The following is a 26,706-nucleotide window of genomic DNA, read 5'->3' as shown; positions in this document are numbered from 1 at the left end:
TTTAATCACAACAACTTCAAAAAAAAGAAGAAGTATTTATGATTAAATCGCAAAAACAGCTTTGAAAATTTAGCTACAATTTACAAAAGAATTTTATAAGGTCATCTCTTTTGTTGATTTTTTATATTTCTTCTTTATTGTGATGAACTATTTATAGTGAAAAATATTCCTAATAAATTCTTAAAAAAAATCACAAAAATTTTAGCATCCCATTTTGTCAATTACAAATAATCTAAAGATTTAACTTTTTAAAAACATCTCCAGTTTTTTTTATACAAAAAAGATGTACTTAGTCTATGATAAATGTATTTCGTCGATGTTTCAAATAAAAATTTAAAACTTTTAAATTGCTGATTATCAATTAATTAAATAATAATAAAAAATTATTTATCATCTAAATTTTGACAAAAATCACTTCAATAAAAAATAAAAAACACAAAAAATAAACGCCTTTTTTACGATTTTTTAGGTCAAAAATGGCTTTTCAACGAGTATTTGAGTCATTTGCAGGAAAAAAAAATCAATTAAAAACAGACTATATAACTTTGATTATGTTAAAAAATTAAAAATTTTACAAAACATAAAGTTAAATATATGAGGGCGAAAAAAAGGAAAACCAAACAGAAAAAAATCTATTCAAAGGGTCTTAACTCCCAAACACACCAAAATTATATTTAAATAAAATTACACGTAGGATATCACTTTAGAGAAACTATTATTTTTTGAGATTAAAGATTATGAAAAAAACTACTTTATTAACTATTTTAGGATTATTCTTTTTTTCTTTTGGTTTATACGCACAAGAAAAAAATATTCCAATTAGAATTGGGAATACGCCTTACCAAAATAAATTTACTGCCAAAAAAAGTGCCTTATTAAGTTCAGATGCTGTACAAGTACAGGCACAAGCACTAGCGGTAGCAGGATCTATAGATGTTGCTAATCCAGCTGCCGGAAACAATGGATATAATGCAGATCAGTTAGTAAGAAACATATTAACTTCTGGCTGCTTGATTGTGAGTAACGTTAGATTTGGTTATTACCAAAAAAGTGGAAATAACTGGAACTGGACTAATCATGCTTGGTCTGGGACGGCTGGCGATAGACAATTAGGATATTACAGTAAAGGAACTTCTACTTTCCCAATTGATGAGGGACTATTAATCTCAACAGGAAAGATAAATTCTGCTATGGGACCTAATACCTATACAAATAAATCGGATGCAATGGTTAATGATGCAAGTGATCCAGATTTAACAAATATTTCTGGTCAGACAATGCGTGATGCTGCCATTCTTGAATTTAATTTTGTTCCTGATGGAAACCTTGTTGAATTTCAATTTGTATTTGCTTCTGAGGAATATCTTGAATATGTCCATACTGGCTATAATGATGCTTTCGGTTTTTTCTTAAGTGGTCCTGGAATCACAGGTTCTTATACAAACAATGCAGTAAACCTAGCCCAATTACCTAATAATGACGCGGTAACCATAAACAATATCCATTCTGCAGGAACTAATATATATGGAGATCCTTTTCCTGCTCATAATGCAGCTTACTATGTAAATAATGCAGCTGGATCTACAGTTATGGAATTTGATGGATCAACTACTGTTCTTACTGCAACTTATGCAGTTACTCCTGGACAAACCTATAAAATAAAAATGGCTATTGCCGATGCATCTGATCAACTTTATGATGCAGGTGTATTCTTAAAAGCAAAAAGTTTTGCCACTAATACTTTAGTAATTACCAATCCTGCTCCTGTATGTTTCCCTAATACGGTAAACCTTACTGCTGCAGCTGTTACTGCTGGAAGTACTGCTGGATTAACTTATACTTATTGGCAAGATGCTGCAGCTACTATTCCTTACAATACTCCAACGGCAGCAACCGCTGGAACTTATTACATAAAAGGAAAAAACCTTATTTCTGGCTGTTTAGATATTAAACCTGTTGTTGTAACCGTAAGTAATGTTATTGTAACCGAAGCTGTTGCATCGCATGTTAATGTAAAATGTTTTGGAGCTGCAACTGGGGCAATTACTCTTAATACCCCTACTGGTGGTGTTGCACCTTACACCTATTCATGGAAGAAAAATGGAACTGCTTATGCAACGACTCAAAACTTAACAGGCTTAACTGTTGGCTCTTATGAAGTTACTGCAACAGACGCAAATGGATGTAAAGGAATTTTGACTATTGCAATTACACAACCTACAACTGCCTTAGCTGTTACTTTGACTTCTAAAACTGATGTGCTATGTAATAATGACGCTACTGGCGCAATAGACATAGCGGTAACTGGTGGTACAGGTGCTTATACTTATAGTTGGACAAAAGATGGAAATCCATTTGCTCCAACAACACAGGATTTAACAAACCTTCTTTCTGGTGCTTACAACGTAACTGTAACTGATGCTAATGGTTGTCAACAACAACTTCCTGTAACCATAAATAGTGGGGATTCAACTAAACCAATAGTGAATCCATTACCAGCACCTTCAACAATTAATTGTCCACAAGTGCCGGCATTTACCCAAGCTACTGCTACCGATAATAGTGGCACAGTATCTTCATTAACGTTTGTTGATGTAAACACTCCTGGATCATGCGCAGGTACGTATTCAATAACCAGAACATGGACTGCAAAAGATGCTTGTAATAATACATCTCTTCCTGTAAGCCAAACTATTAATGTTGTAGATACAACTCCGCCAACTTGGACAACTGCTCCAACCGCGCTTAATGTAACATTACAATGTAGCGATGCTGCTGGATTAACAACTGCTCAAGCAAATGCGCCTGTTGCAACCGATAATTGTGGTGGTACAGTAACGTATACTAAAATATCTGGAACTTTTGTAGCGGGAACTTGTGCCAACTCTGGAACATACACCAATACCTGGACTGCGAAAGATGTATGTAATAATACCTCAACTGTATTTACTCAAACAATCACCATTCAAGATACTACTGCGCCAACATGGACAACTGCTCCAACGGCGCTTAATGTAACTTTACAATGTAGTGATGCTGCTGGATTAACAACTGCTCAAGCAAATGCGCCAGTTGCAACTGATAATTGTGGTGGAACAGTAACGTATACTAAAATAGCGGGAACTTTTGTAGCGGGAACTTGTGCCAACTCTGGAACATATACCAATACTTGGACTGCTAAGGATGTATGTAATAATACCTCAACTGTATTTACTCAAACAATCACCATTCAAGATACTACTGCGCCAACATGGACAACTGCTCCAACGGCGCTTAATGTAACTTTACAATGTAGTGATGCTGCTGGATTAACAACTGCTCAAGCAAATGCGCCAGTTGCAACTGATAATTGTGGTGGAACAGTAACGTATACTAAAATAGCGGGAACTTTTGTAGCGGGAACTTGTGCCAACTCTGGAACATATACCAATACTTGGGTTGCCAAAGATGTATGTAACAATACCTCAACTGTATTTACTCAGGTAATTACAATTCAAGATACAACTGCACCAACTTGGACAACTGCTCCAACGGCGCTTAATGTAACTTTACAATGTAGTGATGCTGCTGGATTAACAACTGCGCAAGCAAATGCGCCTGTAGCAACTGATAATTGTGGTGGTACAGTAACGTATACTAAAATATCTGGAACTTTTGTAGCGGGAACTTGTGCCAACTCTGGAACATATACCAATACTTGGACGGCCAAAGATGTATGTAACAATACCTCAACTGTATTTACTCAAACAATTACAATTCAAGATACTACTGCGCCAACATGGACAACTGCTCCAACTGCACTTAATGTAACATTACAATGTAGCGATGCTGCTGGATTAACAACTGCGCAAGCAAATGCACCTGTTGCAACCGATAATTGTGGCGGAACAGTAACGTATACTAAAATATCTGGAACTTTTGTAGCGGGAACTTGTGCTAACTCTGGAACATACACCAATACTTGGACTGCCAAAGATGTATGTAACAATACTTCGACAACATTTACTCAAACAATTACAATACAAGATACAACAGCACCAACTTGGACAACTGCTCCAACTGCGCTTAATGTAACTTTACAATGTAGTGATGCTGCTGGATTAACAACTGCACAAGCAAGTGCTCCTGTTGCAACTGATAATTGTGGTGGAACAGTAACGTACACTAAAATATCTGGAACTTTTGTAGCGGGAACTTGTGCCAACTCTGGAACATATACCAATACTTGGACTGCTAAGGATGTATGTAACAATACCTCAACTGTATTTACTCAAACAATTACAATTCAAGATACAACTGCACCAACTTGGACAACTGCTCCAACGGCGCTTAATGTAACTTTACAATGTAGTGATGCTGCTGGATTAACAACTGCGCAAGCTAGTGCGCCTGTTGCTACTGATAATTGTGGTGGAACAGTTACTTACACTAAAATATCTGGAACTTTTGTAGCGGGAACTTGTGCCAACTCTGGAACATATACCAATACCTGGACTGCGAAAGATGTATGTAACAATACCTCAACTGTATTTACTCAGGTAATTACAATACAAGATACAACTGCTCCAGCTTGGACAACTGCTCCAACTGCGCTTAATGTAACTTTACAATGTAGTGATGCTGCTGGATTAACAACTGCGCAAGCAAATGCGCCTGTAGCAACTGATAATTGTGGTGGAACGGTAACATACACTAAAATATCTGGAACTTTTGTAGCGGGAACTTGTGCCAACTCTGGAACATATACCAATACCTGGACGGCCAAAGATGTATGTAACAATACCTCTACAACATTTACTCAGGTAATTACAATACAAGATACAACTGCTCCAACTTGGACAACTGCTCCAACTGCACTTAATGTAACTTTACAATGTAGTGATGCTGCTGGATTAACAACTGCGCAAGCTAGTGCTCCTGTAGCAACTGATAATTGTGGTGGAACAGTAACGTATACTAAAATATCTGGAACTTTTGTTGCTGGAACTTGTGCCAACTCTGGAACATATACCAATACCTGGACTGCGAAAGATGTATGTAATAATATTTCTACAACATTTACTCAGGTAATTACAATACAAGATACAACCGCACCAACATGGACAACTGCTCCAACTGCGCTTAATGTAACTTTACAATGTAGCGATGCCGCTGGATTAACAACTGCGCAAGCAAATGCGCCTGTTGCAACTGATAATTGTGGTGGAACAGTAACCTATACTAAAATATCTGGAACTTTTGTAGCAGGAACTTGTGCCAACTCTGGAACATATACCAATACCTGGACTGCGAAAGATGTATGTAATAATATTTCTACAACATTTACTCAGGTAATTACAATACAAGATACAACCGCACCAACCTGGACAACTGCTCCAACTGCGCTTAATGTAACTTTACAATGTAGCGATGCCGTTGGATTAACAACTGCGCAAGCAAGTGCACCAGTGGCAACTGATAATTGTGGTGGAACGGTAACGTATACTAAAATCTCTGGTGCCTTTGTTGCCGGAGCTTGTGCCAACTCTGGAACATATACTAATACTTGGAAAGCAACTGATGTTTGTAATAATGTTTCTACTGTATTTACTCAAACAATTACCATACAAGATACAACGGCTCCTACTTGGACAACTACTCCCGCATCTCTTGATGTAACCTTACAATGTAGCGATACTACAGGATTAAATGCAGCTCAAGCGAATGCTCCTGTAGCAACTGATAATTGTGGTGGAACGGTAACTTATACAAAAGTAAGTGGTCAATTTCAAGGAGGTAATTGCGGAAGCACAGGAACTTACACCAATACTTGGACAGCAAAAGATGTTTGTAATAATACCTCAACTGTATTTACTCAAGTAATTACTGTTCAGGATACAGCTATCCCAACTTGGATTACTCAAGCAGGAACATTAGATGTTACATTGCAATGTAGTGATGTTGCAGGATTAACAACTGCGCAAAATCAAGCACCAACTGCAACTGCAAATTGTTCGATAGTTACTTATACCAAAACTAGCGGTCTGTTTGTAGCTTCTACTTCATGTGCTAATGCCGGAACGTATACTAACACTTGGGTTGCCAAAGATGATTGTGGTAATATTACTGATGCTTTCACGCAAGTGATAACTATCGAAGATACTACTAAACCAACTTGGACTACTCAAACTGGAAGCTTAGATATAACTATTCAATGTAGTGATGCTGCTGGATTAACTGCTGCGCAAGCGAATGCTCCTGTTGCAACTGATAATTGTGATAGCGATGTAACTAATATCATTAAAACTAGCGGTCTGTTTGTAGCTTCTCAATCTTGTGGCAATGCAGGAACTTATACTAATACGTGGACGGTTAAAGATGAATGTGGTAATACTTCGGACACTTTCACGCAAGTAATAACCATCGAAGATACTACAATACCTACTTGGACTACTCTAGCTGGAAGTTTGGATATAACTATCCAATGTAGTGATGCTGCAGGTTTAACTTCTGCTCAAGCTAGTGCTCCTGTTGCAACTGATAATTGTGATAGCGATGTAACTAATATCGTTAAAACTAGCGGTCTGTTTGTAGCTTCTCAATCTTGTGGTAACTCTGGAACGTATACTAATACCTGGACGGTTAAAGACGAATGTGGTAATACTTCTGATACTTTCACGCAAATGATAACTATCGAAGATACTACGAAACCAACTTGGACTACTCTAGCTGGAAGTTTGGATATAACTATCCAATGTAGTGATGCTACAGGTTTAACTTCTGCGCAAGCTAATACTCCTGTTGCTACTGATAATTGTGACAGCGATGTAACTAATATCGTTAAAACTAACGGTCAATTCATTGCTTCTCAATCTTGTGGTAATGCAGGAACATATACTAACACCTGGACGGTTAAAGATGAATGTGGTAATACTTCTGACACTTTCACGCAAGTGATAACTATCGAAGATACTACAATACCAACTTGGACTACTCTAGCTGGAAGTTTGGATATAACCATCCAATGTAGTGATACTGCAGGTTTAACTTCTGCGCAAGCGAATGCTCCTGTGGCTACTGATAATTGCGATAGCGATGTAACTAATATCGTTAAAACTAGCGGACAATTCGTTGCTTCTCAGTCTTGTGGCAACTCTGGAACGTATACTAATACCTGGACGATTAAGGATGAATGTGGTAATACTTCTGACACTTTCACGCAAGTGATAACTATCGAAGATACTACAATACCTACTTGGACAACTCTAGTTGGAAGTTTGGATATAACTATTCAATGTAGTGATGCAGCAGGTTTAACTTCTGCGCAAGCGAATGCTCCTGTGGCTACTGATAATTGTGATAGTGATGTGACTAATATCGTTAAAACTAGCGGTCAGTTTGTAGCTTCTCAATCTTGTGGTAATGCTGGTACTTATACTAATACCTGGACAGTTAAGGATGAATGTGGTAATACTTCTGATACTTTCACGCAAGTGATAACTATTGAAGATACTACTAAACCTACTTGGACTACTCTAGTTGGAAGTTTGGATATAACCATTCAATGTAGTGATGCTTCTGGATTAACAACTGCGCAAGCTAGTGCTCCTGTTGCAACTGATAATTGTGATAGTGAGGTGACCATCGAAAAAACTAGCGGACAATTTGTAGCTTCTGAGTCTTGTGCAAATGCAGGAACTTATACAAACAGTTGGGTAGCAAAAGATAATTGTGGTAATATCACTGATACTTTCACGCAAGTGATTACTATCGAAGATACTACGAAACCAACATTTAACGGTGAGCTTCCTACTGATATCACGGTATCATGTGATAAAGTTCCTCAAGCAGCAAATATAACTGCATCTGACAACTGTAATGTTGATGTGCCTGTAGTTTATACTGAAGTAAAAAGCGGTATCGAAAACGAATGTAGCACCAATTATATACTAACTCGTAAATGGGTAACTAGCGATTGTTCAGGAAACACAACTTCGTTTACTCAAGTAATTACCGTTAAGGATACCACTCCTCCAACTGGAACTGTTCCTGCTGATATTACTTTGGAAAACATTGCAGCTATTCCTGTTGCAAATCCTAATGCAATAACAGATGCTACTGATAACTGTAGCCAAACTGTAAATGTAACGGTAAGCGATTCTGATAACGGTGGTACTGGTTGTGGAGGTAGTCCATACATCTTAACCAGAACCTATACTTTATCTGATTGTGCTGGTAATAAAACCATATTGGTACAAACAATTACGGTTAAAAATGATGTTATACCAACTGCAACTTTTAATAGTGAAGCTTGTAATGCCGATTCATCTACAGTTAACTTATTTAATTTATTACCTAGAAGTACAACTGCGGTTGGTACCTGGATAGATACTGATAATTCTCATGCTATAAACGGTAACATTGTTACTTCTTTTGGGCTTCCTGTTGGTAACTACTCTTTTGAGTATCAAATACAAGATGAGGCTTGTCCTAGAAGTTTATTTGTAAACCTTTCTATCAATGATGATTGTAAAGTATTAACCTGTGGAACAATACTGGTACATAATGCATTCTCTCCTAATGGGGACAACATGAATGCCCGATTTGTTATCGACAATATAGATGATACAATCTGTTATCCTGACAATACTGTCGAAATATACAACCGTTGGGGAGTACTAGTATTTGAAACTAGAAATTATAACAACACAACAAATGCTTTTGACGGTATTTCAAGAGGAAGAACAACCGTAAAACAATCAGACGGCCTTCCTTCAGGAACTTACTTTTATATTCTAAATTACACTTCTATAGATGGAAACGGTGCAATTCAGACGAATAAAAAAGATGGCTTCTTATATCTAACAAAATAACAAAGAACACAACTCACTGATAATATAACAGCTCTGTTATCAGTGAAGTGTTTTAATAAAAACAAGTCTTTTTTTGATACACGAATGTATTACTACTTCTTTATCATTAACAAAAAGAACCAATGCAATAATAAAATAATAAATATCTACTATGAGAACAAAATTATTTTCTTTCGTTTTGATGTTTACAGCTATAGTAAGTTACGCACAACAAGATGCTCAATTTACACAATATATGTACAACACCATAAATATCAACCCCGCTTATGCAGGGTCACGAGGAGCTCTAAGTATTTTTGGTTTATACCGTACTCAATGGGTCGGACTTGATGGCGCGCCCGAAACTAGTAGTTTCTCGGTAAATACCCCAATAAATAACAGTAATCTAGGATTAGGAGTGTCATTGGTTAATGACAAAATTGGACCTACAAATGAAAATACTTTTTCTGTAGACCTTTCCTATACTATACCTACTTCACCAAACTATAAACTATCTTTTGGTATTAAAGCCACAGGTAATTTATTCAATTTAGATGTCAACAAATTAAATCCAGCTGATCAAGGCGATCCGCAATTTCAGAATTTAGATAATGTATTCAAACCAAATATCGGAGCCGGAATATATCTTCATTCAGATAAAGCATACATAGGTTTATCAGTACCAAACTTCATCGAAACCAACCGTTATGATGATAATGATATTGTAATATACAAGGATAAGATAAATTATTATTTGATGGCAGGATACGTATTTGATTTGGATTATTACCAAGACATTAAGTTTAAACCTGCTTTATTGACTAAAATGGTAGAAGGTGCACCACTACAAGTAGATGTTTCGGCCAATTTTATGTTTGTCAACAAATTTGTAGTTGGAGTAGCTTACAGATGGAGCGCCTCATTAAGTGCGATGGTAGGTTTTCAGGTTAGCGATGGATTATATATAGGATATGGCTATGACCGTGAGACCACCAACTTAAACAATTATAATTCTGGCTCACATGAAATATTCTTGCGCTATGAATTTATCAAAAACAATGGTAAAATGACAACCCCTCGTTTCTTCTAAAAATATTTATTATGAAATCGGCAATGATTCCAAAATAGCCAATAATAAAGAAGAATGGCGATACCATGTTCCTTTAAAAAACAAATAAATAGATCAACATGAAAAATTTTACAATCCTTTACATAACAATAGTAAGTGTTTTTTCTTTAAACAGTTATTCACAACAGAGCAAGATTGCTTCTGGAGATAAAAAATATGACAACTATGCCTATATAGATGCCATTAAAACCTATGAACGTGTAGCCGAAAAAGGATACAAATCTGAAGATATGTTCAAGAAACTAGGCAACTCCTATTATTTCAACTCCGAGTTTGATAAGGCAGCAAAATGGTATGGCGAATTATTTGCCATGAATACCGAGGTAGAACCAGAGTATTATTACCGATACGCACAATCATTAAAATCTACCGGAGATGTTGTTAAGGCAAATCAAATGCTTGATTTATTTAATCAGAAATCAAAAAAGGATACTCGTGGTAAACTCTATGAAAGCGACAAAAATTACCTTGAACAAATTAAAGCTAACTCTGGACGCTATAACATTGAGGATGCAGGAATAAATAGTAAATACTCTGATTACGGAACTACTTTTTATCAAAACAAAATTGTATTTGCTTCGGCAAGAGATACTGGTGGTTTAGGGCAACGCAAACACAAATGGACTGGTGAACATTTCACCAATCTATATCAGTCAGATGTAGATCAGGATTTTAATCCCAATGCACCTAAAAAATTCAAGTCTAAAATAAACTCAAAATTCCACGAATCTACTCCAGTTTTTACAAAAGATGGTAAGACTGTTTATTTTACAAGAAACAATTACATTGATGGTAAAAAAGGAAAAGATGAAAATAAAATTACCTTAATAAAAATATACAAAGCCACGCTAGAAAATGATAAATGGACTAATATAATGGAAGTCCCATTTAATAGTAATAATTATAGTACGGCACATCCGGCACTTAGTCCAGATGAAAAAACATTATATTTTGCATCGGATATGCCAGGAACATTTGGACAATCGGATATTTATAAAGTAACCATTAATGCCAATGGAGGATTTAGTTCTCCTGTAAATTTAGGCCCTGGAATAAATACAGAAGGAAAAGAAACATTCCCATTTATAACAGACGAGAATGAAATTTATTTTGCTTCGGATGGTCATCCCGGACTTGGAGGATTAGATGTTTTTGTTGGAAAACTAAGTGATAATGGTGTGAGCAATGTCCAAAACTTAGGATCAGATATCAATTCTCCCAAAGATGATTTTGCTTATTTAATCGATACTAAATCACGAAGAGGATTTTTTACATCTAACAAAGATGGCGGACTGGGATCTGATGATATCTATAAGTTTTTAGAAACAAAACCATTAGTATTTTGTACTCAGGAATTATACGGAACCATAACCGATTTGGCTACTGGAAAAGTTTTACCAAACACCAAATTGACTTTGTATGACAATAACTTTAAAGTAATTACAACAGGCTATTCAGATCAAAACGGAAATTATACTTTCCCAGTAACATGTGGTCTAACCTACAACGTAAGAGCCGAAAAAGAAAAATATACAACCAAAGAGCAAAGTGTTACTATCTTAAACGAAAAAGGAAGAACACAGTTATCTATAGCACTTGAAAAATCTGATTGTGTTGTAACAATTGGTGATGATTTAGGTAAATGTTTTGGAATCAAAATGATTTATTTTGATCTGGATAAATCTAATATCCGTAGAGAAGCAGCTTTGGATTTAGAAAAAATACTAGATGTATTGAATCAATATCCAAAAATGAAACTTGATATTCGTTCTCATACCGATAGTCGTGCAACGCATAAATACAATGAAGCATTGTCTGACAGAAGAGCAAAATCGACTATAAAATGGTTGATTCAAAACGGTGTGGCTCCAAACAGATTAACTGGAAAAGGATATGGAGAAACCCAACTTGTAAATGGTTGTTCTGATGGAGTAAAATGTACCGAAGCCGAGCATCAAATGAACAGACGAAGCGAATTTATAATTTCGGCTTTATAACAATAAATCAAAGTATAGTTTTAATAAAAAATTGTTAGTTATGTATTAAACCTAAACCAGTGAAATCAACTTCACTGGTTTTTTGTATAAACAAGTATTGTTTCTCTACAAACTTGTCTTTCTGCGTCAGAAAGACAATATTATGGTTGTTTTGTGGTAAGCCACTCTACAATATTAACTAGATTACATTTATTTAAAACACCCAAAAAAGGCATCCATAAAAAAAGCTGTCTATAAAGACAGCTTTTTACCACTACAAATTAAATAGCCGTTATTAATTAAAATAACGGCTATTAACCTCAACTTAAATAAACCAGTAACATAAAAAGGGTCTTTTTACTTCCATTTTCTTCTGTAAAAAAAAATAGATTCAATTATATTTTTGCAAAAATATTAGTATAATATTTTCTTCCGTTTTCTGGATCTTGTTTTATAGCTATACCAAAATGCGTATAGTCACCTACTATATTTTGTTTATGTCCTTCGCTTTCTAACCACGCTTTTAATACTGCTTGTGGTGTATTATAATTGTAGGCAACATTCTCACCTACTTTTTTAGCTCCTAGTACTTTAATAATGTTTTCTGAGCGATCTACAAAACCATCATGATTTACTACATCATGAGCAATCATGTAATCATCATGCTGTTCAGATTTAAAAGAAACGTGATTTATTGTTTTTAAAGCATTTAATCCAACACTAACTCTATAATCATTAATAAGTTGCATTGTTTCAAGCTCCGTTTGATTATAAGTATAATCGGTAACTAGTTCAGAAGAAACACCTGATTCTGGATTTGAAACTGAGTCAACCGAATCAGATGCACAAGAATTCATGGTAAGCGCCGCTATTACCAAAAGCGATAAAAAATGAATTCTTAATTTCATAAATATTAGTAGTTTAAGCTTAAAGTAGATTGTGGGGCAAACTCTTTAAATTGTATTAAATAAATTATGCTTCTTTTTAATTATTAGTTAAATCTACATATTTTATCGTTAAACTACCAAAAAAAATCGATGAACTACACTATAAAATATTTTTATAATGTATTTTTCCTACTTTTAAGACGAAAGTCGTTCAATCTTCCAAGAGTAATCATCTTGAGCAACATATCTTATTCTGTCATGCAAACGATTTGGTCTTCCTTGCCAAAATTCAACCTCAACAGGAGTAACAAGAAAACCTCCCCAATGTTTAGGTCTGGGAATAGCTTTCCCTTCAAATTCTTTCTCAAGTTCTTTTAGGTTCTCTTCTAGAAATGTTCTTGATGGAATAACTTCACTTTGATGAGATACAATTGCTCCTAACTTACTTCCGTCAGGTCTTGAATCGAAATAACCATCCGAAACCGACTCAGATGTTTTAGCTGCTATTCCTTTTATAATAACCTGGCGTTCTGAGCTTGGCCAGAAGAAAGACAAACAAACATGTGGATTATTCTGTATTGCTTTTCCTTTTTCAGAATTATAATTGGTATAAAAAATAAAGCCTTCTTCAGAGAATTTCTTCAATAAAACAACTCTCGATTTAGGAAAGCCATCCAATCCTATTGTCGAAACTGTCATTGCATTTACCTCATCAACTCCACCAAAGTCTTCTACTTCATGAAACCATCTGTTAAAAAGATTAATAGGGTCTTCTGGAATATTAGTTTCCAATAATTCACTTTTCTCGTAGGACTTTCTATAATTACTTAGATCATTCATTTTTTTTTAGATTAGTTAGATTGTTAGATCTTTTAGACTACTTAGATTATTAGACTTTCTTAGACTACTTAGACATCTTGGATTATTAGACCTTTTAAACTTCTTAGAATTTTAGAATTAGTAACCTCATTCTTTGGATTGCCTAAAGCTTAGAACTTAATGCCTTCGGCAATTATTTAAAATTCAAAACTCTTTCCATCATCACCTAATAATACATTAGGAAAGATAGTTTCGGCTTCTTCTCTAAACAATTCGATACTTTCGTATCTGGTAGAATAATGCCCCAGAACCAAATGTTTAGCATTGGCTTTTAAAGCAATTGTAGCAGCTTCTTTGGCTGTTGAATGTAATGTTTTAGAAGCCAGTGCTTCTTCCGATTGCAAGAAGGTACTTTCATGATATAATACATCTACATTATTTATAATCGGTATTACGGCTTCATGATATACAGTATCTGAGCAAAAGGCATAACTCTTAGGAGGCAAAGGGTCAAATGATAATTTTTCGTTGGCGATAATTGTACCATCATCCAACTTTATATCTCCACCGTTTTTAATTTTCTGATAATAACAAGTATCTATATTATAATGCTGAACAGCATCTACATCTAGTTTACGCGGGTCTTTTTTCTCCTGAAACAAAAAACCATTTGTATAAACCCGATGATTTAAAGGTATTGTCGTTACAGTTACTTTTTGATCTTCAAAAATAACTTCACTTTTATCTGACACTAATTCATGAAAGTACAAACCATAGTTTGTCCATGAACTCGATAATTTCAGTTGTAGTAATATGATTTCTTTAATTCCTTTTGGACCATGAATATGCAAATCGGTAGTACGTCCTAAAAGGCTAAAAGTAGATATTAACCCGATGAGCCCGAAGAAATGGTCTCCATGTAAATGCGAAATAAAAACATGATTTATTTTAGAGAATTTTACCTTGTTTTTACGCAATTGTACCTGAGTTCCTTCACCACAATCGATAAGAAACAATCTGTTTTTTATTTCTAATACCTGCGAAGTAGGATTAGTAAAAGTTCTTGGAGTTGCGGCATAACAGCCTAATATTGTTAACTTCAATTTTGTTTATTTGTTTATTGGGTAAAATCGTTTAATCGTTCAAGAATAAAACATCAAAATAAATCGACTAAACAGTTAAACAAATAAACAACTAACCCATATTTTATATTAATATATCTAAAATTTTAAGATTCGTTCAGTATTTAAAATCTAAAATTAAAAACCGAGGTCTCTTTCTATTTCGTCCATTTCAATAATATCATGCGCCTCTAAAACCGAAGGAACAACAATTAATGCATCTGGAACGGCATTATAATCTATATCAGAAACAACAATGGCAAAAGATTTTTTGGCTTTTTTTTGTTGTTTAGAAAGAGGTAATAATAATTTGATATCGTTTATGGTTAAATCTTTATGCGCTAATAAATCGATAATAATATTGTGATTTCCGAAGGTTTTAAACTGCTGTGTTATTTTCTCCAGAAAAGAAGTAAAATCTCCCTGAGTATCTTTAATTATTGTTGTATGTCCTTTTTGATCTACTTTCATTTTTTCTCTTGCTTTACATTCATTAATCCCTAAATACCTCTTTGGAACAACGAAGGTAGTTTCTTTTTGGAATTTATTGGATTTTTGAAGCCAAAAGATAAATAACCGCCATACGAACAGCTACTCCATTTTCGACTTGATTTAAAATAACCGAATGTTCTGAGTCGGCTACTTCAGATGTTATCTCTACTCCCCTGTTTATTGGTCCGGGATGCATGATTACAATTTCTTTGTTCAAAGAATCTAATAACGCTTTATCTACACCATATTGTTGTGAATATTCTCTTGTAGAAGGGAAAAAGTTCACATCCATTCTTTCGTTCTGCACACGTAACATATTTGCTACATCACACCATTCTAATGCTTTACGTAAATTAGGTTCTACAGTAACTCCTAATGATTCAATATATCTAGGAATTAATGTTTTTGGACCACATACTTTTACCTCAGCACCTTGCATTTTCAAAGCATAAATATTAGATAAAGCTACTCTTGAGTGTAGAATATCACCTACAATTACTACTTTCTTTCCTGCTACATCTCCTAGTCTTTCTCTAATAGAATAACTATCTAGTAATGCTTGTGTTGGGTGTTCATGTGCTCCATCTCCTGCGTTTACAATACTTGCTTTTACATTCTTGGATAAAAAGTAAGCTGCTCCAGGATTGGCATGACGCATTACGACCATATCCACTTTCATCGAAAGAATATTATTTACCGTATCGATAAGTGTTTCTCCTTTTTTAACCGATGATTGCGCTGCCGAAAAACTAATAACGTCGGCCGATAATCTTTTTTGTGCTAATTCGAATGAAAGTTTTGTTCTGGTACTATTTTCAAAAAATATATTGGCAATAGTAATATCTCGCAACGAAGGAACTTTTTTAATTGGTCGGTTAATGACTTCTTTAAAATGGTCGGCTGTTTCAAAAATTAGGTTAATATCATTCTCATTGATGTATTTTATTCCTAACAAATGATTTACGCTTAATTCTTTCATCTTTTATGTTTAATTGTTTTATTTGTTTAATCGTTTTTTGCTAAACCGTTTAATCATTTCTACCGATTAAACAATTAACCGGTTAACCGATTAAACTAATTTGTCACTAAGTAAACGACATCTTCACCATCATTCTCTTTCCAACTCACAATCACTTTCTCATTATTGATAGCATCCACCTGTCTGCCGCGATAATCGGGTTGAATTGGTAAATGTCGGCTAAAACGCCTGTCGATTAATACCAATAATTCAATTTCTGCTGGTCGGCCAAAGGATTGAATAGCCGTTAAAGCCGATCGAATACTTCGTCCTGTGAATAATACATCATCTATAAAAATGACTTTTTTATTCTCTACAATAAAGTTGATTTGGGTTTTATTAGCTTCTAGGGGTTTATCTGTTCTTCTGAAATCATCTCTAAAAAAAGTAATGTCTAAATATCCCAATGTAATCTCAGGCGTTTTATATTCTTTTTCTAATAATTCTTTCAGTCGCTCTGCCAAGTAAACACCTCTAGGTTGAATTCCTACCAAAATCGTGTCTGAAAAATCAAGATGCTTTTCTATCAATTGACAGGCCAAACGATGTAATATGATAGTAACTTCTTTTGAATTAAGTAATACTTTTTGACTCATAGTAAAGTGTAGTGTTTGGTTGGGCAAATATACAAAATCAGATTTTATTTGTTGGGGTGTTGGGGAGGGAAATATTTTTTTTTGATTTGGTGGGGATTTGAGAGGTTTGGAAGTTGAGTTTTTAAATAACTTTTTTATTATTATTTTAGAAATAAAAACTTACTTTTTAGGGATTTTTTTGATACAAAAAATTTATTTTAGCATAAACAAATTCACATTTACCAAATACATGATTCTAAAACACATTTTTATCTATTCAATTTCTTTTAATGCAACTCTAATAACAAACAAAATTATATGAATACAAAATTACTTTTCTTAAATCTTTTTCTACTTTTTTCATTCAATTTTTCGCATGCGCAATTTAGCTTAGTTAAAAATTTTTCTGAAACCCCATCTAATTTTCATGTACACAATGGTCGTCTTTATTTTTCTGCAACCGAAACAAACTTGAACAATAATGAGCTATGGGTATATGATGCAAACGTATCCCTTTCTTCTTCAAACCCAAAGCTATTAGCAGATTTAAACAATGACTTAAATATAAGTTCCTATCCTAGAAATTTCACTTCATATAATGGTAAATTATTCTTTAGCGATAATACTTTTTTATATTCGTATAATAGTGAAGAACCAATTTCTCAAACTAATCCTCTAAAAATTGGAAATAAAGGGAACGGTCTTGTAGTATACAATAATAAATTGTATTACGAAGAAGCAACTGAGTATCCTAAATCTTGGTTATGGGTTTATGACGACACACAAAGTATTAGCACTGCTAATCCAAAAAAACTAAATACTAATTCAGAACTTAACTCAACATCTTTAGGATTTCGTTTCAAATCAATTGTTTTTAACAATAAACTTTATTATTGCGGGGATAATTTAAATGATAAAAACTATGAATTATATGTATATGACTCTAAATTACCTATTTCAAACACAAATCCAAAAAAAATAAATGATATAAATGCTGGAGCAAATCCTTCAACTCCACAGGGTTTTATAATCTTTAATAATAAATTATACTTTAGCGCAGATGATGGAACAGGAGAAGAATTATGGAGTTATGACGAAATTAGTAGTCCTATAAAAGCATATGATTTAGATCCATCACGTTATGGCGGATATTTTCAAGATAAAACTCTTTATAATTCTAAAATGTATTTTTCTGGACATACAAATTTAGGTACTGAACTATTTAGCTATGATGGGATTAGTACAGTAGAATTAGTTGCAGATATTAACCTAGGTACTGAATTTTCAATTCCAAAAAAATTAACTGTTTATGAAAATAAGCTTTTCTTTAATGCTGCTAATGGGACTCAAGGACGTGAATTATGGTATTATGATAGTAATATCCCAAGTTCATCAACAAACCCAAAAATTATAGATTTATTTAATGGCCCAGAAAGTGGTATGGATTTAAGTAGTGATTTAATTGAATACAACGGTATCTTGTATTTTAGTGGAAAAACAAGTAATACAAACATTGGTTTATTTGCTTTAAAAAATAATAACCTAGGCGTGATTAATTATGAAAGAAAACTAGGCAATATACTTTATCCAAATCCAACTTCAGGAATTATTAATATAGAAAGTCCCGAAGAAATTATTGATCAATTAAACATAATAAATTCCTTAGGACAAGAAATTTCTTCATTAAAACCGAACAATAAAAAACAGGTAATTAATTTAAAAAATAAAGGGCTTTATTTTATTCAAATAAAAACCAAAAATGGTATTGAAACACAAAAAGTAATCGTGAATTAATATTGTTTCGGAAAAATCTAATAAAAATCTACGCAAATGTCTTTTGACTTTGCGTTTTTTTTATTCTTACTAACTCGACTAAAATGACATACACAACGATAGCGCGGAAATTTTTTCCGTGCACACAAAGTATATTCACTAATCAAAACATAAGTTTATATCATTCTAACCCCTAGAGAACGCAAATATTTATAGAAATTCATAAGGTCGTTTTACAAAACCCCATCCGATGATATATTAATCTGAAGCAGTAACCGAAATATCGCTACGCTGTAGCTTTATCGCAAGAAACTATAAATTAGCTATAAATATGATGCTCCGCTGGAGCTTTTATTTACAAAAAGGTGACTATTCATTATTTAAAACATCAAAAATGTTCAAACAAAAAGAAAGAAAAAAAGAAGAACTTATTAAAGAATTAAAAAAAGGGGAGAAATCTGAAATGATAAGAGATTTTGATCGTGATTCTTTTATAAAGAATCTTCACAAAAAATATTTAAAGAATTACATAATATCCAATTAATTTCGATTGCTTGAATATGTATCACTCCTCTGGAGCAAATCCCCATCATGTTTTCTAAAACTTATAAAAAAAGAGGCTATCCAAAAATTACTTTTCGAACGGCCTCTTTGCTATTTAATATTCTTTTTTTACTATTTCACAATTAATTTAGCTGTAAACAATTTACGAGAATGTATTTTTAAGATATAAACTCCTTTTGGTAAATCTTGGTTTATTAAAGAAAACTTATTGTTGTTTACATTTTTTGTAGCGTATAATAGTTTTCCTTCCATATTATAAATTTCTATTTCATCAATAGGATATTCTGACTGAATAAAAGTTTCTGCACTACTATTAGTAGGATTTGGATATACTTTTAATCCATTATCAATTTTAAACTCATCGTTACCTAGAGAGCTATCTATTACTTCAAAAGAAACTCTGTTTGATACTTCGTTATAAGAATCATTGGTAAACATTACCAAAAAGTAATTTCCTTTTTCGGTAGGTAACTCAGTGGTAGCAATAGCTTTTGTTCCTTCCGAAAGTCCTTCAAAATAAGTGTAACTCACCAATGGTTTTTCGTTAGGATTATCGCCTTCATGATAAATTCCCAACCAATCTTTTACAATTCCTGGAGCATCAGTCCATGAAGCTGTGATTTGTTCGCCAAGATCATATACGGGTTTATTAATCCATAATTCGGTAACCACAGCTCCGATTTTAAAGAATACTTTATTTCCGATAGCATTAAAACTATCCTGCAAATAGTATTCGGCATAATAATATCCTTTTGGTAAATTGTTAAATGATTTAGTATCTGCAACTGTGGTAACATATTGCCAACTTGTTGAGGCAACTCCAGATCCTGGATTTACTCCCATTCTATATATACCAATCCAATCCTTTGCCAATTGTGGTCCATTAGTATAATTAACAATTACTGGTGTTCCTACCGAATATTCGGTATTATCTGTAGTTAATACAGGAACTGGCCCAACATAAAAATATTTTCGTGGTGCAATTTCCGTATATCCACCATTAGAGAATATTACAGCATAATAACGTCCTTTATTAGCCAATCCGTTAGGGAAATTAATAAATCCGCTTGGGCTACCATTTGTATATTGCCAAGTTAGCGATGGAGTCGATGATCCCGGTGTTTGCCCTTCTTTATACAATCCTATCCAAGTTTTTGTACTCGCTGGTGCATCGGTAAAATCAACTTTAATAGGTGCACTTTGCGAATAAGTTAACGCATCGGTAACGATCTCAGTATTTACATTATTACTTCCTGTTACAGTAAATGCTTGAGTATCGCTCCAAGGAGACCATTCTAGATTGCGGTCTCTATATCTTAATTTCACATAATACTTACCATTAGGAAGCGAGTTCGAAGCTAAATCCATCTTGGTAATATCTACACCTAGATTTATATCAACAGTTGAATCTTTTTGGGTCTTATATTTTCCATATAAATTTTCGAAATCGCGATATACTTCTTTTTTGATTATATCGAATGTTGGCGTTTGCGAAATTAAAAACTGACTTGTATTTAATAACTCATTCGTTGTTGTACTATATGCCGAACCTGAAATTGTTAATGGCAAAGTAACATTTGCAGCAAAGGTATTTGTAATAGTTGGCTTTACTGGTGCAACTTTGTTTTTATATCTATGGAACTCGTCCATTAACTGGTTGTTTTTCCATTTATCAACGCTTCCGATAGAATAGCTTTCGATATCCATTTTTCCGTTGGTAACATCAATATCAACAATTTGGTAAATCCAATTGCATATTGTTTTCTGCACATCTTCAAAATCCTGTTCTGTAGATGATCCCCAATATTGATCCCAAGCTGTTCCGCCCGAAATAATATTGTAGGTAGGTGTATTTTTTAATTGTCCTCTATGATACAAATGGTGGTGTGCCCCAATATGCATAGAATATTTTGGAGAAGTTACCAATAAAGGAACAGCCGTATTACGAACCCATGTAGAGATATCTCCAACATATTGCTCTGCTTGATACGGTCTGTGGCTAAGTGAAAAAATCCACTCTACGGTATTATCAGCATTTGCAGCAGCAAGAACCTGTTGTAACCATGTTAATTGTGCAGCTCCTGTATGTTCAGAACTTAAACTAATAAACAAAACATTTCCTGCTTGTTGCGCATAATAATTCTCTGTTCCTGATGAAATTCCTTTATAAGAAAGCTCACTAATATAGAAGTGATCATAATACGAATTCATCCCAAGTGTTCCATACGTTTCATGGTTTCCTACTGTGGTCTGAATCGGTATATTGCCCGATAATCCTCTATTCTTCTTGAAGTGTACGTTTTCGTAATGATCCAAAGTTCCTACATCGACTTGATCTCCAACCATAAATGTCATGGATATATTATCTTCTGGAGATAATGTAGAACCCCATTTTTGTTTTATTTTTCTTTTTGCAGCCGATACTAAAGAATCGTAACGAGGTACAGCTTTTAACTGATTATCTCCCATAATCAAAAAGCGAATATGTCCATCGGCAGTTGCTGCTTGCCCAGGGTTTGGCAATGTTTTAAATGAATAAACGGTAGACACATCTGCACCCGTTTTTATTCTGTAATAATATTTTGTGTTCGGCGACAGATTCATCAGTTTCGCGCTGTGGTAAAAATAATTCCCAGGATAACCCGAATCTGTAAAAACGTTAGTATTACCTGTAACAGTAACATTAAGGGAAGATTCAGTTGTTCCGTATTCTACAATAGTTTCTGGGTTGCTTTCTGTTTTCCAGTTAACATAAATAGATGTAGGGGTTGCGTTTTGCAAATAAGGAAATAGCTTTTGTGCTTGTGCAGTAAAACCTATTCCTAAAAGAGATAATAGAAAGTAGAGCTTTTTCATATGTTGTTGTTTCGTTGTTAGACGAAGCAAAAGTATTCTACCAAAATGCAAATACTTTTAAGACAACATTACCCTTCTTTTATCTTTACTTCTCTTTATTGTAAAGTTAATAATACTTAAAAAGGGTACGCAGATGAGACGGATTTACTAAAGTAAAGACGCGGATAAAAACAGATTTTTTCCTTTTGGGTAATTTTAAAAATCCGTTTTTATCCGCGTTTTCGCCTTGGCGAATCCGTTTTATCCGCGTCCCTTTTTAAGTTAGAGAATCTTATGCAGTAACAGCTTTTTTCTCTTTTCCGAAAGAAATCCAGGTTGCTTTATGCCAAATATATTCTAATGGTCCTTGTTTGTGTGTTTTTAGCCACCAAGTACAAAATCCTAATTGTAGCAAAAACAAAACAATACCTATTATCAAACCAAATGTTGCGCCTGTATATTGGTATAATCCTAAACCAAAACGGTAGTATATAAACGACCCTAAAATAGATTGAGAAAAATAACTTGTTAAGCTCATTTTTCCGAATGGGATTAATTTTATCAGAACTTTATTTATAGCTTCTTTTTGATATAACAATACAAATGTACTTACTAAAACGACCATAAAGGAAACATTAGACCAAGATGTAAAAATGATTAATAAACTATTTACCATGTCTTTATTTGCTATAAGTTCTGACAAATAAGTTTTGAATGCAAATAACGGGATAAATAATATAATTGCATATACTAATGCTTTTTTCCAAAATGCAATACTAGCTTCCGAAATAACAAAGAGTTGTTTTCTTCCTGCTATCATCCCAAACATAAATAATGCTGGTGCCTGAAAAAATCTTCCGTTTTCCCACGACCAGAATACTGATGCCCATCTTCCTATTGATAAATTCCCCACTGCATGATCTACAAATGAGTTCCCGCTTAAATAAGTTTGCATACTTCCATAATAAGCATTTGATCTATTTGCAGGAAGTATATAATCGGGATTAAAAAGTATATTAAAAAAGTTGAACCACTCCATAGGAAGCATCAACAAGAAAGTTGCTATTGTTAAAACGTATTTGGTATTTAAATTGCAAACCGGAATTAATATTAATCCTAAAACGGCATACATCATTAATATATCTCCTGAGAAAAAGAGTGTATTTACTAATCCGAAAACAAATAATATTGCCAGTCGCCAAACGTATCTCCATCTAAAATCATTACCTTTTTTACGCTGATTATCGTATTGTATAAAAAAACTAAAACCGAAAAGAAGTGAAAAGATGGCATATGATTTTCCTGCAAAAAGAAAGAATAATGTATCCCAAATTATTTTATCTAATACCTTGATTGGTTCAGGTAAATATTCGGGCAAATAATAGAAATCAAAGTGTTCTAAATTATGAAGTAACATAATCGCCATAATGGCTAAACCACGTAATGCATCTATGACTTCTATACGGGGAGTTTTTAAACTAAAAGCATTTTCTGACATAATATTTTAAGGATTAATTTATAGTATTTTAACTCAAATATAATTTTATTTAGCCAAAATCTACAATCCAAATCCTCAATTATAGCGCAGCCTAACAGTCTAATTTTCAATTATTCTCAACTATTTTTCATAAAATTAAAAATCAAATAATAAAACATTTTACAGGAATTATATAACATTCTTTTTGTGGTATTTATTAATTTCACAATAAGACAATAATGATTGTCATTTTTAATTAATTTAAAAACACGAAATCATGAAAAGTAAATTATCTACAATACTAGTCGCTTTAATTATATCGTTATCTCTTACTAGCTGTGAGGCTATTGAAGGCATTTTTAAAGCAGGAATGGGTGTCGGTGCTTTTGCAGTAATTATTGTAATTGTTTTAATAATTTACCTGATTATTAAAATCTTCGGTAAAAAATAATAGAATAAAAAAAATCCCAATCGGTGCGCCGATTGGGATTCTTAAAAATATGTTTTAAGTATTAAGAATACATTTTCACTCTTAATTCTTGTACTTTTTCATCATCAAGATATTCATCAAATGTCATGTAACGATCGATAACTCCATTTGGTGTAAGCTCTACTACTCTATTACCTACAGTTTGTGCAAACTCGTGATCATGTGTTGTAAAAATCACTGATCCTTTAAAGTTTTTTAGTGAGTTGTTAAATGCTGTAATCGACTCTAGATCTAAGTGATTTGTAGGCTCGTCTAGCATTAATACATTGGCTCTTTCCATCATCATTCGAGATAACATACAACGTACTTTTTCTCCTCCTGATAAAACTCTACTTGTTTTTAAAGCTTCTTCTCCTGAGAAAATCATTTTCCCTAAGAATCCTCTAATAAAAACTTCATCGCGCTCTTCTTCGGTTTTTGCCCATTGACGTAACCAGTCTACCAATGTTAAGTCATTCTCAAAAAATGAATGATTCTCTGCTGGTAAATAAGCTTGATTTGTTGTGATTCCCCAATCAAAAGTACCTTCGTCGGCTTTTTGATTGTTATTTAAAATTTCGTAGAATGCTGTTGTTGCACGTGAATCTTTAGAGAATAAAACAATTTTATCTCCTTTTGCCATATTCAAATCAACACCTTTAAATAAAATATCTCCCTCGATTGAAGCGCTTAAGTTTTCAACATTTAAAATTTGATCTCCAGCTTCTCGATCCTGATCAAAAATAATTGCAGGATAACGACGGCTTGAAGGTTTAATCTCAGAAATATTAAGCTTACTAATCATTTTTTTACGAGAAGTTGCTTGTTTAGACTTAGCAACGTTGGCACTAAAACGACGAATAAATTCTTCTAATTCTTGTTTCTTTTCTTCAGCTTTTTTGTTTTGTTGTGCACGTTGTTTTGCCGCTAATTGGCTAGACTCATACCAAAACGTATAGTTTCCTGAGTAATGGTTGATTTTACTAAAATCGATATCTGATATATGTGTACAAACCGAATCTAAAAAGTGACGGTCATGCGATACTACAATTACTGTATTTTCATAATTTGCAAGGAAGTTCTCTAACCAAGCGATTGTTTCAAAATCCAAGTCGTTGGTAGGCTCATCCATGATAAGTAAATCTGGATTTCCGAATAAAGCTTGTGCCAAAAGGACACGTACTTTTATTTTTCCCTCTAGATCTCCCATTAATGTATAATGGTGCTCTTCGGCAATACCTAAGTTAGACAACATCGAAGCTGCATCAGAATCAGCGTTCCATCCGTTCATTTCTTCAAACTGAACTTGTAACTCTCCTATTCTATCTGCGTTTTTATCGTTATAGTCTAAATAAAGTTCATCCATTTCTTTCTTAACCGCGTACAATACTTTGTTACCCATAATTACGGTTTCAAGTACGGTATGCTCATCGAACATGTTGTGGTTTTGATTTAAAACCGACATACGTTTTCCTGGCTCTAAATGGATATGTCCTGAAGTAGGATCCATTTCGCCTGAAATTATTTTAAGAAAAGTTGATTTTCCAGCACCATTGGCTCCGATAACTCCATAAATATTTCCGTGTGTGAAAGTTGTATTTACTTCGTCAAACAAAATTCGTTTGCCAAATTGTACCGATAAATTATTGACTGTTAACATGAATGTCTATATTAATTAATTTTGTGCAAAAGTAGTGAAAAAGGTTCAGAGGTACAAAGAAACTGAGTGGCTAAGTTTTTTTAATATGAAAATAGCTAAAATTATCTTTTACAACAAATCATATCTGTAAAGGAACGCGGATGATACGGATTTACAAAAGTAAAGACGCGGATAAAAACAGATTAAAAAAATAATGGATAGAAAATCCGTGTTTATCTGTGTTTTCGCCCTAGCGAATCCGTGTCATCCGTGTTCCCTTTAAACACAATATTAGCATTTAAAAAGATTTAATTATAATTTACTTTCTTTCTCCAAAGCTACTTCTAAGCTTTTATAATTATTTAAAACTTTGGTAATTAATCCTTCTTTGTTGATGATGAAATGTGTGGGAAAAGCATTTAACTGCAACGTTTCATTCATATAGATTTTCATATTTGGAATAACGGAATATGATAATGGTTTTCTAGCCAAAAATACTTTTAATTGTTCTGGTGTGTCTTCTGCTAAACTTACAAAAAGAATGTCTTTTCGGTCTTTGTATTTCTCTACCAATTTATTTACATCTGGAAATTCTTTAATGCATGCAGCACAATGAATATACCAACATTTTATCACTATAATCTTTCCTTTCATAGTTTCATTAGAAACCAGATTTCCGTTTAAATCCTTAAAAGAGAATTTAGGGAATGGAGTGTTTTCCATTTTGAAGTTCTTATACGCATCAAAAGCTTCTTGGTTAATAGTTGCTTTTATACTTGTATCGGAATTAGGCTGAATTTTGAATAATTTATAATAATAAATAGCATCATCCGATTGTAATCGAATGGGGATATAATTACTATTTGCTAACTGATCTAAAAAAGTCTCTTTTGGTATTTCTTTCGAGAGTGTATCTAGTGCTATAAAATCTGTGGAAAGCATTATGTTTTTACTCTGATACGCCCACCAACTACTGTAGTCTTTTTGGATTTGTATTGGATCAACTTCTGGATTTTCGTATTTTGTTTGTGCTAAACAAGAAGTAAAAATTAAGAATGTTAGTATAAGGCTAAATGTTTTTTTCATGAAGTTGTGATGCAA

At 33.5% G+C, this 26,706-nt stretch carries 16 protein-coding genes; 6 read left to right on the top strand and 10 right to left on the bottom strand.

Annotated elements, in window-relative coordinates; all coding sequences use genetic code 11:
- Positions 1–737: 737 nt before the first annotated feature.
- The 3 genes from ACJ6WR_RS19180 (at position 738) to ACJ6WR_RS19170 (ending at position 11,957) form a co-directional block, all read left to right on the top strand.
- A complete protein-coding gene (locus ACJ6WR_RS19180; protein WP_409416149.1) occupies positions 738–8,852 on the top strand; it encodes a choice-of-anchor L domain-containing protein in 8,115 nt (2,704 codons plus the stop codon).
- A gap of 151 nt (positions 8,853–9,003) precedes the next feature.
- Complete coding sequence (locus tag ACJ6WR_RS19175; protein WP_086895497.1) at positions 9,004–9,921, top strand: type IX secretion system membrane protein PorP/SprF; 918 nt, start codon at positions 9,004–9,006, stop codon at positions 9,919–9,921.
- A 98-nt stretch (positions 9,922–10,019) separates the two neighbouring features.
- A complete protein-coding gene (locus tag ACJ6WR_RS19170) occupies positions 10,020–11,957 on the top strand; it encodes an OmpA family protein (RefSeq protein WP_409416148.1) in 1,938 nt (645 codons plus the stop codon).
- A gap of 374 nt (positions 11,958–12,331) precedes the next feature.
- Here the strand turns inward: ACJ6WR_RS19170 and ACJ6WR_RS19165 are convergent, their stop codons facing one another.
- The 6 genes from ACJ6WR_RS19165 to pyrR form a co-directional block, all read right to left on the bottom strand.
- Positions 12,332–12,844, bottom strand: a complete 513-nt coding sequence (locus tag ACJ6WR_RS19165; RefSeq protein WP_039120355.1) for a CAP domain-containing protein — start codon at positions 12,842–12,844, stop codon at positions 12,332–12,334.
- Positions 12,845–13,018: 174 nt separating this feature from the next.
- Entirely contained in the window at positions 13,019–13,663 is a 645-nt protein-coding gene (pdxH, locus tag ACJ6WR_RS19160; protein ID WP_409416147.1) for a pyridoxamine 5'-phosphate oxidase, read from the bottom strand.
- 176 nt (positions 13,664–13,839) lie between these two features.
- Positions 13,840–14,745: a ribonuclease Z gene (locus tag ACJ6WR_RS19155; RefSeq protein ID WP_409416146.1), complete on the bottom strand. Its 906-nt coding sequence runs from the start codon at positions 14,743–14,745 to the stop codon at positions 13,840–13,842.
- A gap of 156 nt (positions 14,746–14,901) precedes the next feature.
- Positions 14,902–15,234, bottom strand: a complete 333-nt coding sequence (locus tag ACJ6WR_RS19150; RefSeq protein ID WP_039120358.1) for a hypothetical protein — start codon at positions 15,232–15,234, stop codon at positions 14,902–14,904.
- 73 nt (positions 15,235–15,307) lie between these two features.
- Positions 15,308–16,234: an aspartate carbamoyltransferase catalytic subunit gene (locus ACJ6WR_RS19145; protein WP_039112741.1), complete on the bottom strand. Its 927-nt coding sequence runs from the start codon at positions 16,232–16,234 to the stop codon at positions 15,308–15,310.
- A gap of 95 nt (positions 16,235–16,329) precedes the next feature.
- Entirely contained in the window at positions 16,330–16,869 is a 540-nt protein-coding gene (gene pyrR / locus ACJ6WR_RS19140; protein ID WP_035620405.1) for a bifunctional pyr operon transcriptional regulator/uracil phosphoribosyltransferase PyrR, read from the bottom strand.
- Between the two features lie 297 nt (positions 16,870–17,166).
- Between pyrR and ACJ6WR_RS19135 the strand changes: the two genes are divergently transcribed.
- Positions 17,167–18,642, top strand: coding sequence for a T9SS type A sorting domain-containing protein (locus ACJ6WR_RS19135; protein WP_409416145.1), 1,476 nt, complete (start codon positions 17,167–17,169; stop codon positions 18,640–18,642).
- Between the two features lie 373 nt (positions 18,643–19,015).
- A complete protein-coding gene (locus tag ACJ6WR_RS19130) occupies positions 19,016–19,165 on the top strand; it encodes a type II toxin-antitoxin system ParD family antitoxin (protein WP_409416144.1) in 150 nt (49 codons plus the stop codon).
- Positions 19,166–19,296: 131 nt separating this feature from the next.
- Here the strand turns inward: ACJ6WR_RS19130 and ACJ6WR_RS19125 are convergent, their stop codons facing one another.
- The gene (locus ACJ6WR_RS19125; protein ID WP_409416143.1) at positions 19,297–22,041 is read right to left on the bottom strand and encodes a fibronectin type III domain-containing protein; all 2,745 of its coding nucleotides are present in this window, start codon (positions 22,039–22,041) and stop codon (positions 19,297–19,299) included.
- 271 nt (positions 22,042–22,312) lie between these two features.
- Positions 22,313–23,518 (bottom strand): DUF418 domain-containing protein, encoded by a 1,206-nt coding sequence (locus ACJ6WR_RS19120; protein WP_409416142.1) that lies wholly within the window; start codon positions 23,516–23,518, stop codon positions 22,313–22,315.
- A 256-nt stretch (positions 23,519–23,774) separates the two neighbouring features.
- Between ACJ6WR_RS19120 and ACJ6WR_RS19115 the strand changes: the two genes are divergently transcribed.
- On the top strand, positions 23,775–23,948 hold the full coding sequence (locus ACJ6WR_RS19115; RefSeq protein ID WP_165572322.1) for a hypothetical protein: 174 nt from the start codon (positions 23,775–23,777) through the stop codon (positions 23,946–23,948).
- A gap of 61 nt (positions 23,949–24,009) precedes the next feature.
- On the opposite strand, the gene ACJ6WR_RS19110 is transcribed toward ACJ6WR_RS19115, so the two are convergent.
- Both ACJ6WR_RS19110 and ACJ6WR_RS19105 read right to left on the bottom strand, forming a co-directional pair.
- The gene (locus tag ACJ6WR_RS19110) at positions 24,010–25,626 is read right to left on the bottom strand and encodes an ABC-F family ATP-binding cassette domain-containing protein (protein WP_264207009.1); all 1,617 of its coding nucleotides are present in this window, start codon (positions 25,624–25,626) and stop codon (positions 24,010–24,012) included.
- A gap of 291 nt (positions 25,627–25,917) precedes the next feature.
- Entirely contained in the window at positions 25,918–26,691 is a 774-nt protein-coding gene (locus ACJ6WR_RS19105; RefSeq protein WP_409416141.1) for a TlpA family protein disulfide reductase, read from the bottom strand.
- Positions 26,692–26,706 lie beyond the last annotated feature (15 nt).

This window comes from Flavobacterium sp. PS2 (genome assembly GCF_046250155.1).
Classification (GTDB): domain Bacteria; phylum Bacteroidota; class Bacteroidia; order Flavobacteriales; family Flavobacteriaceae; genus Flavobacterium.
Note: the sequence above shows the minus strand (reverse complement) of the source record. Positions and strands in the feature narration are given on the sequence as shown.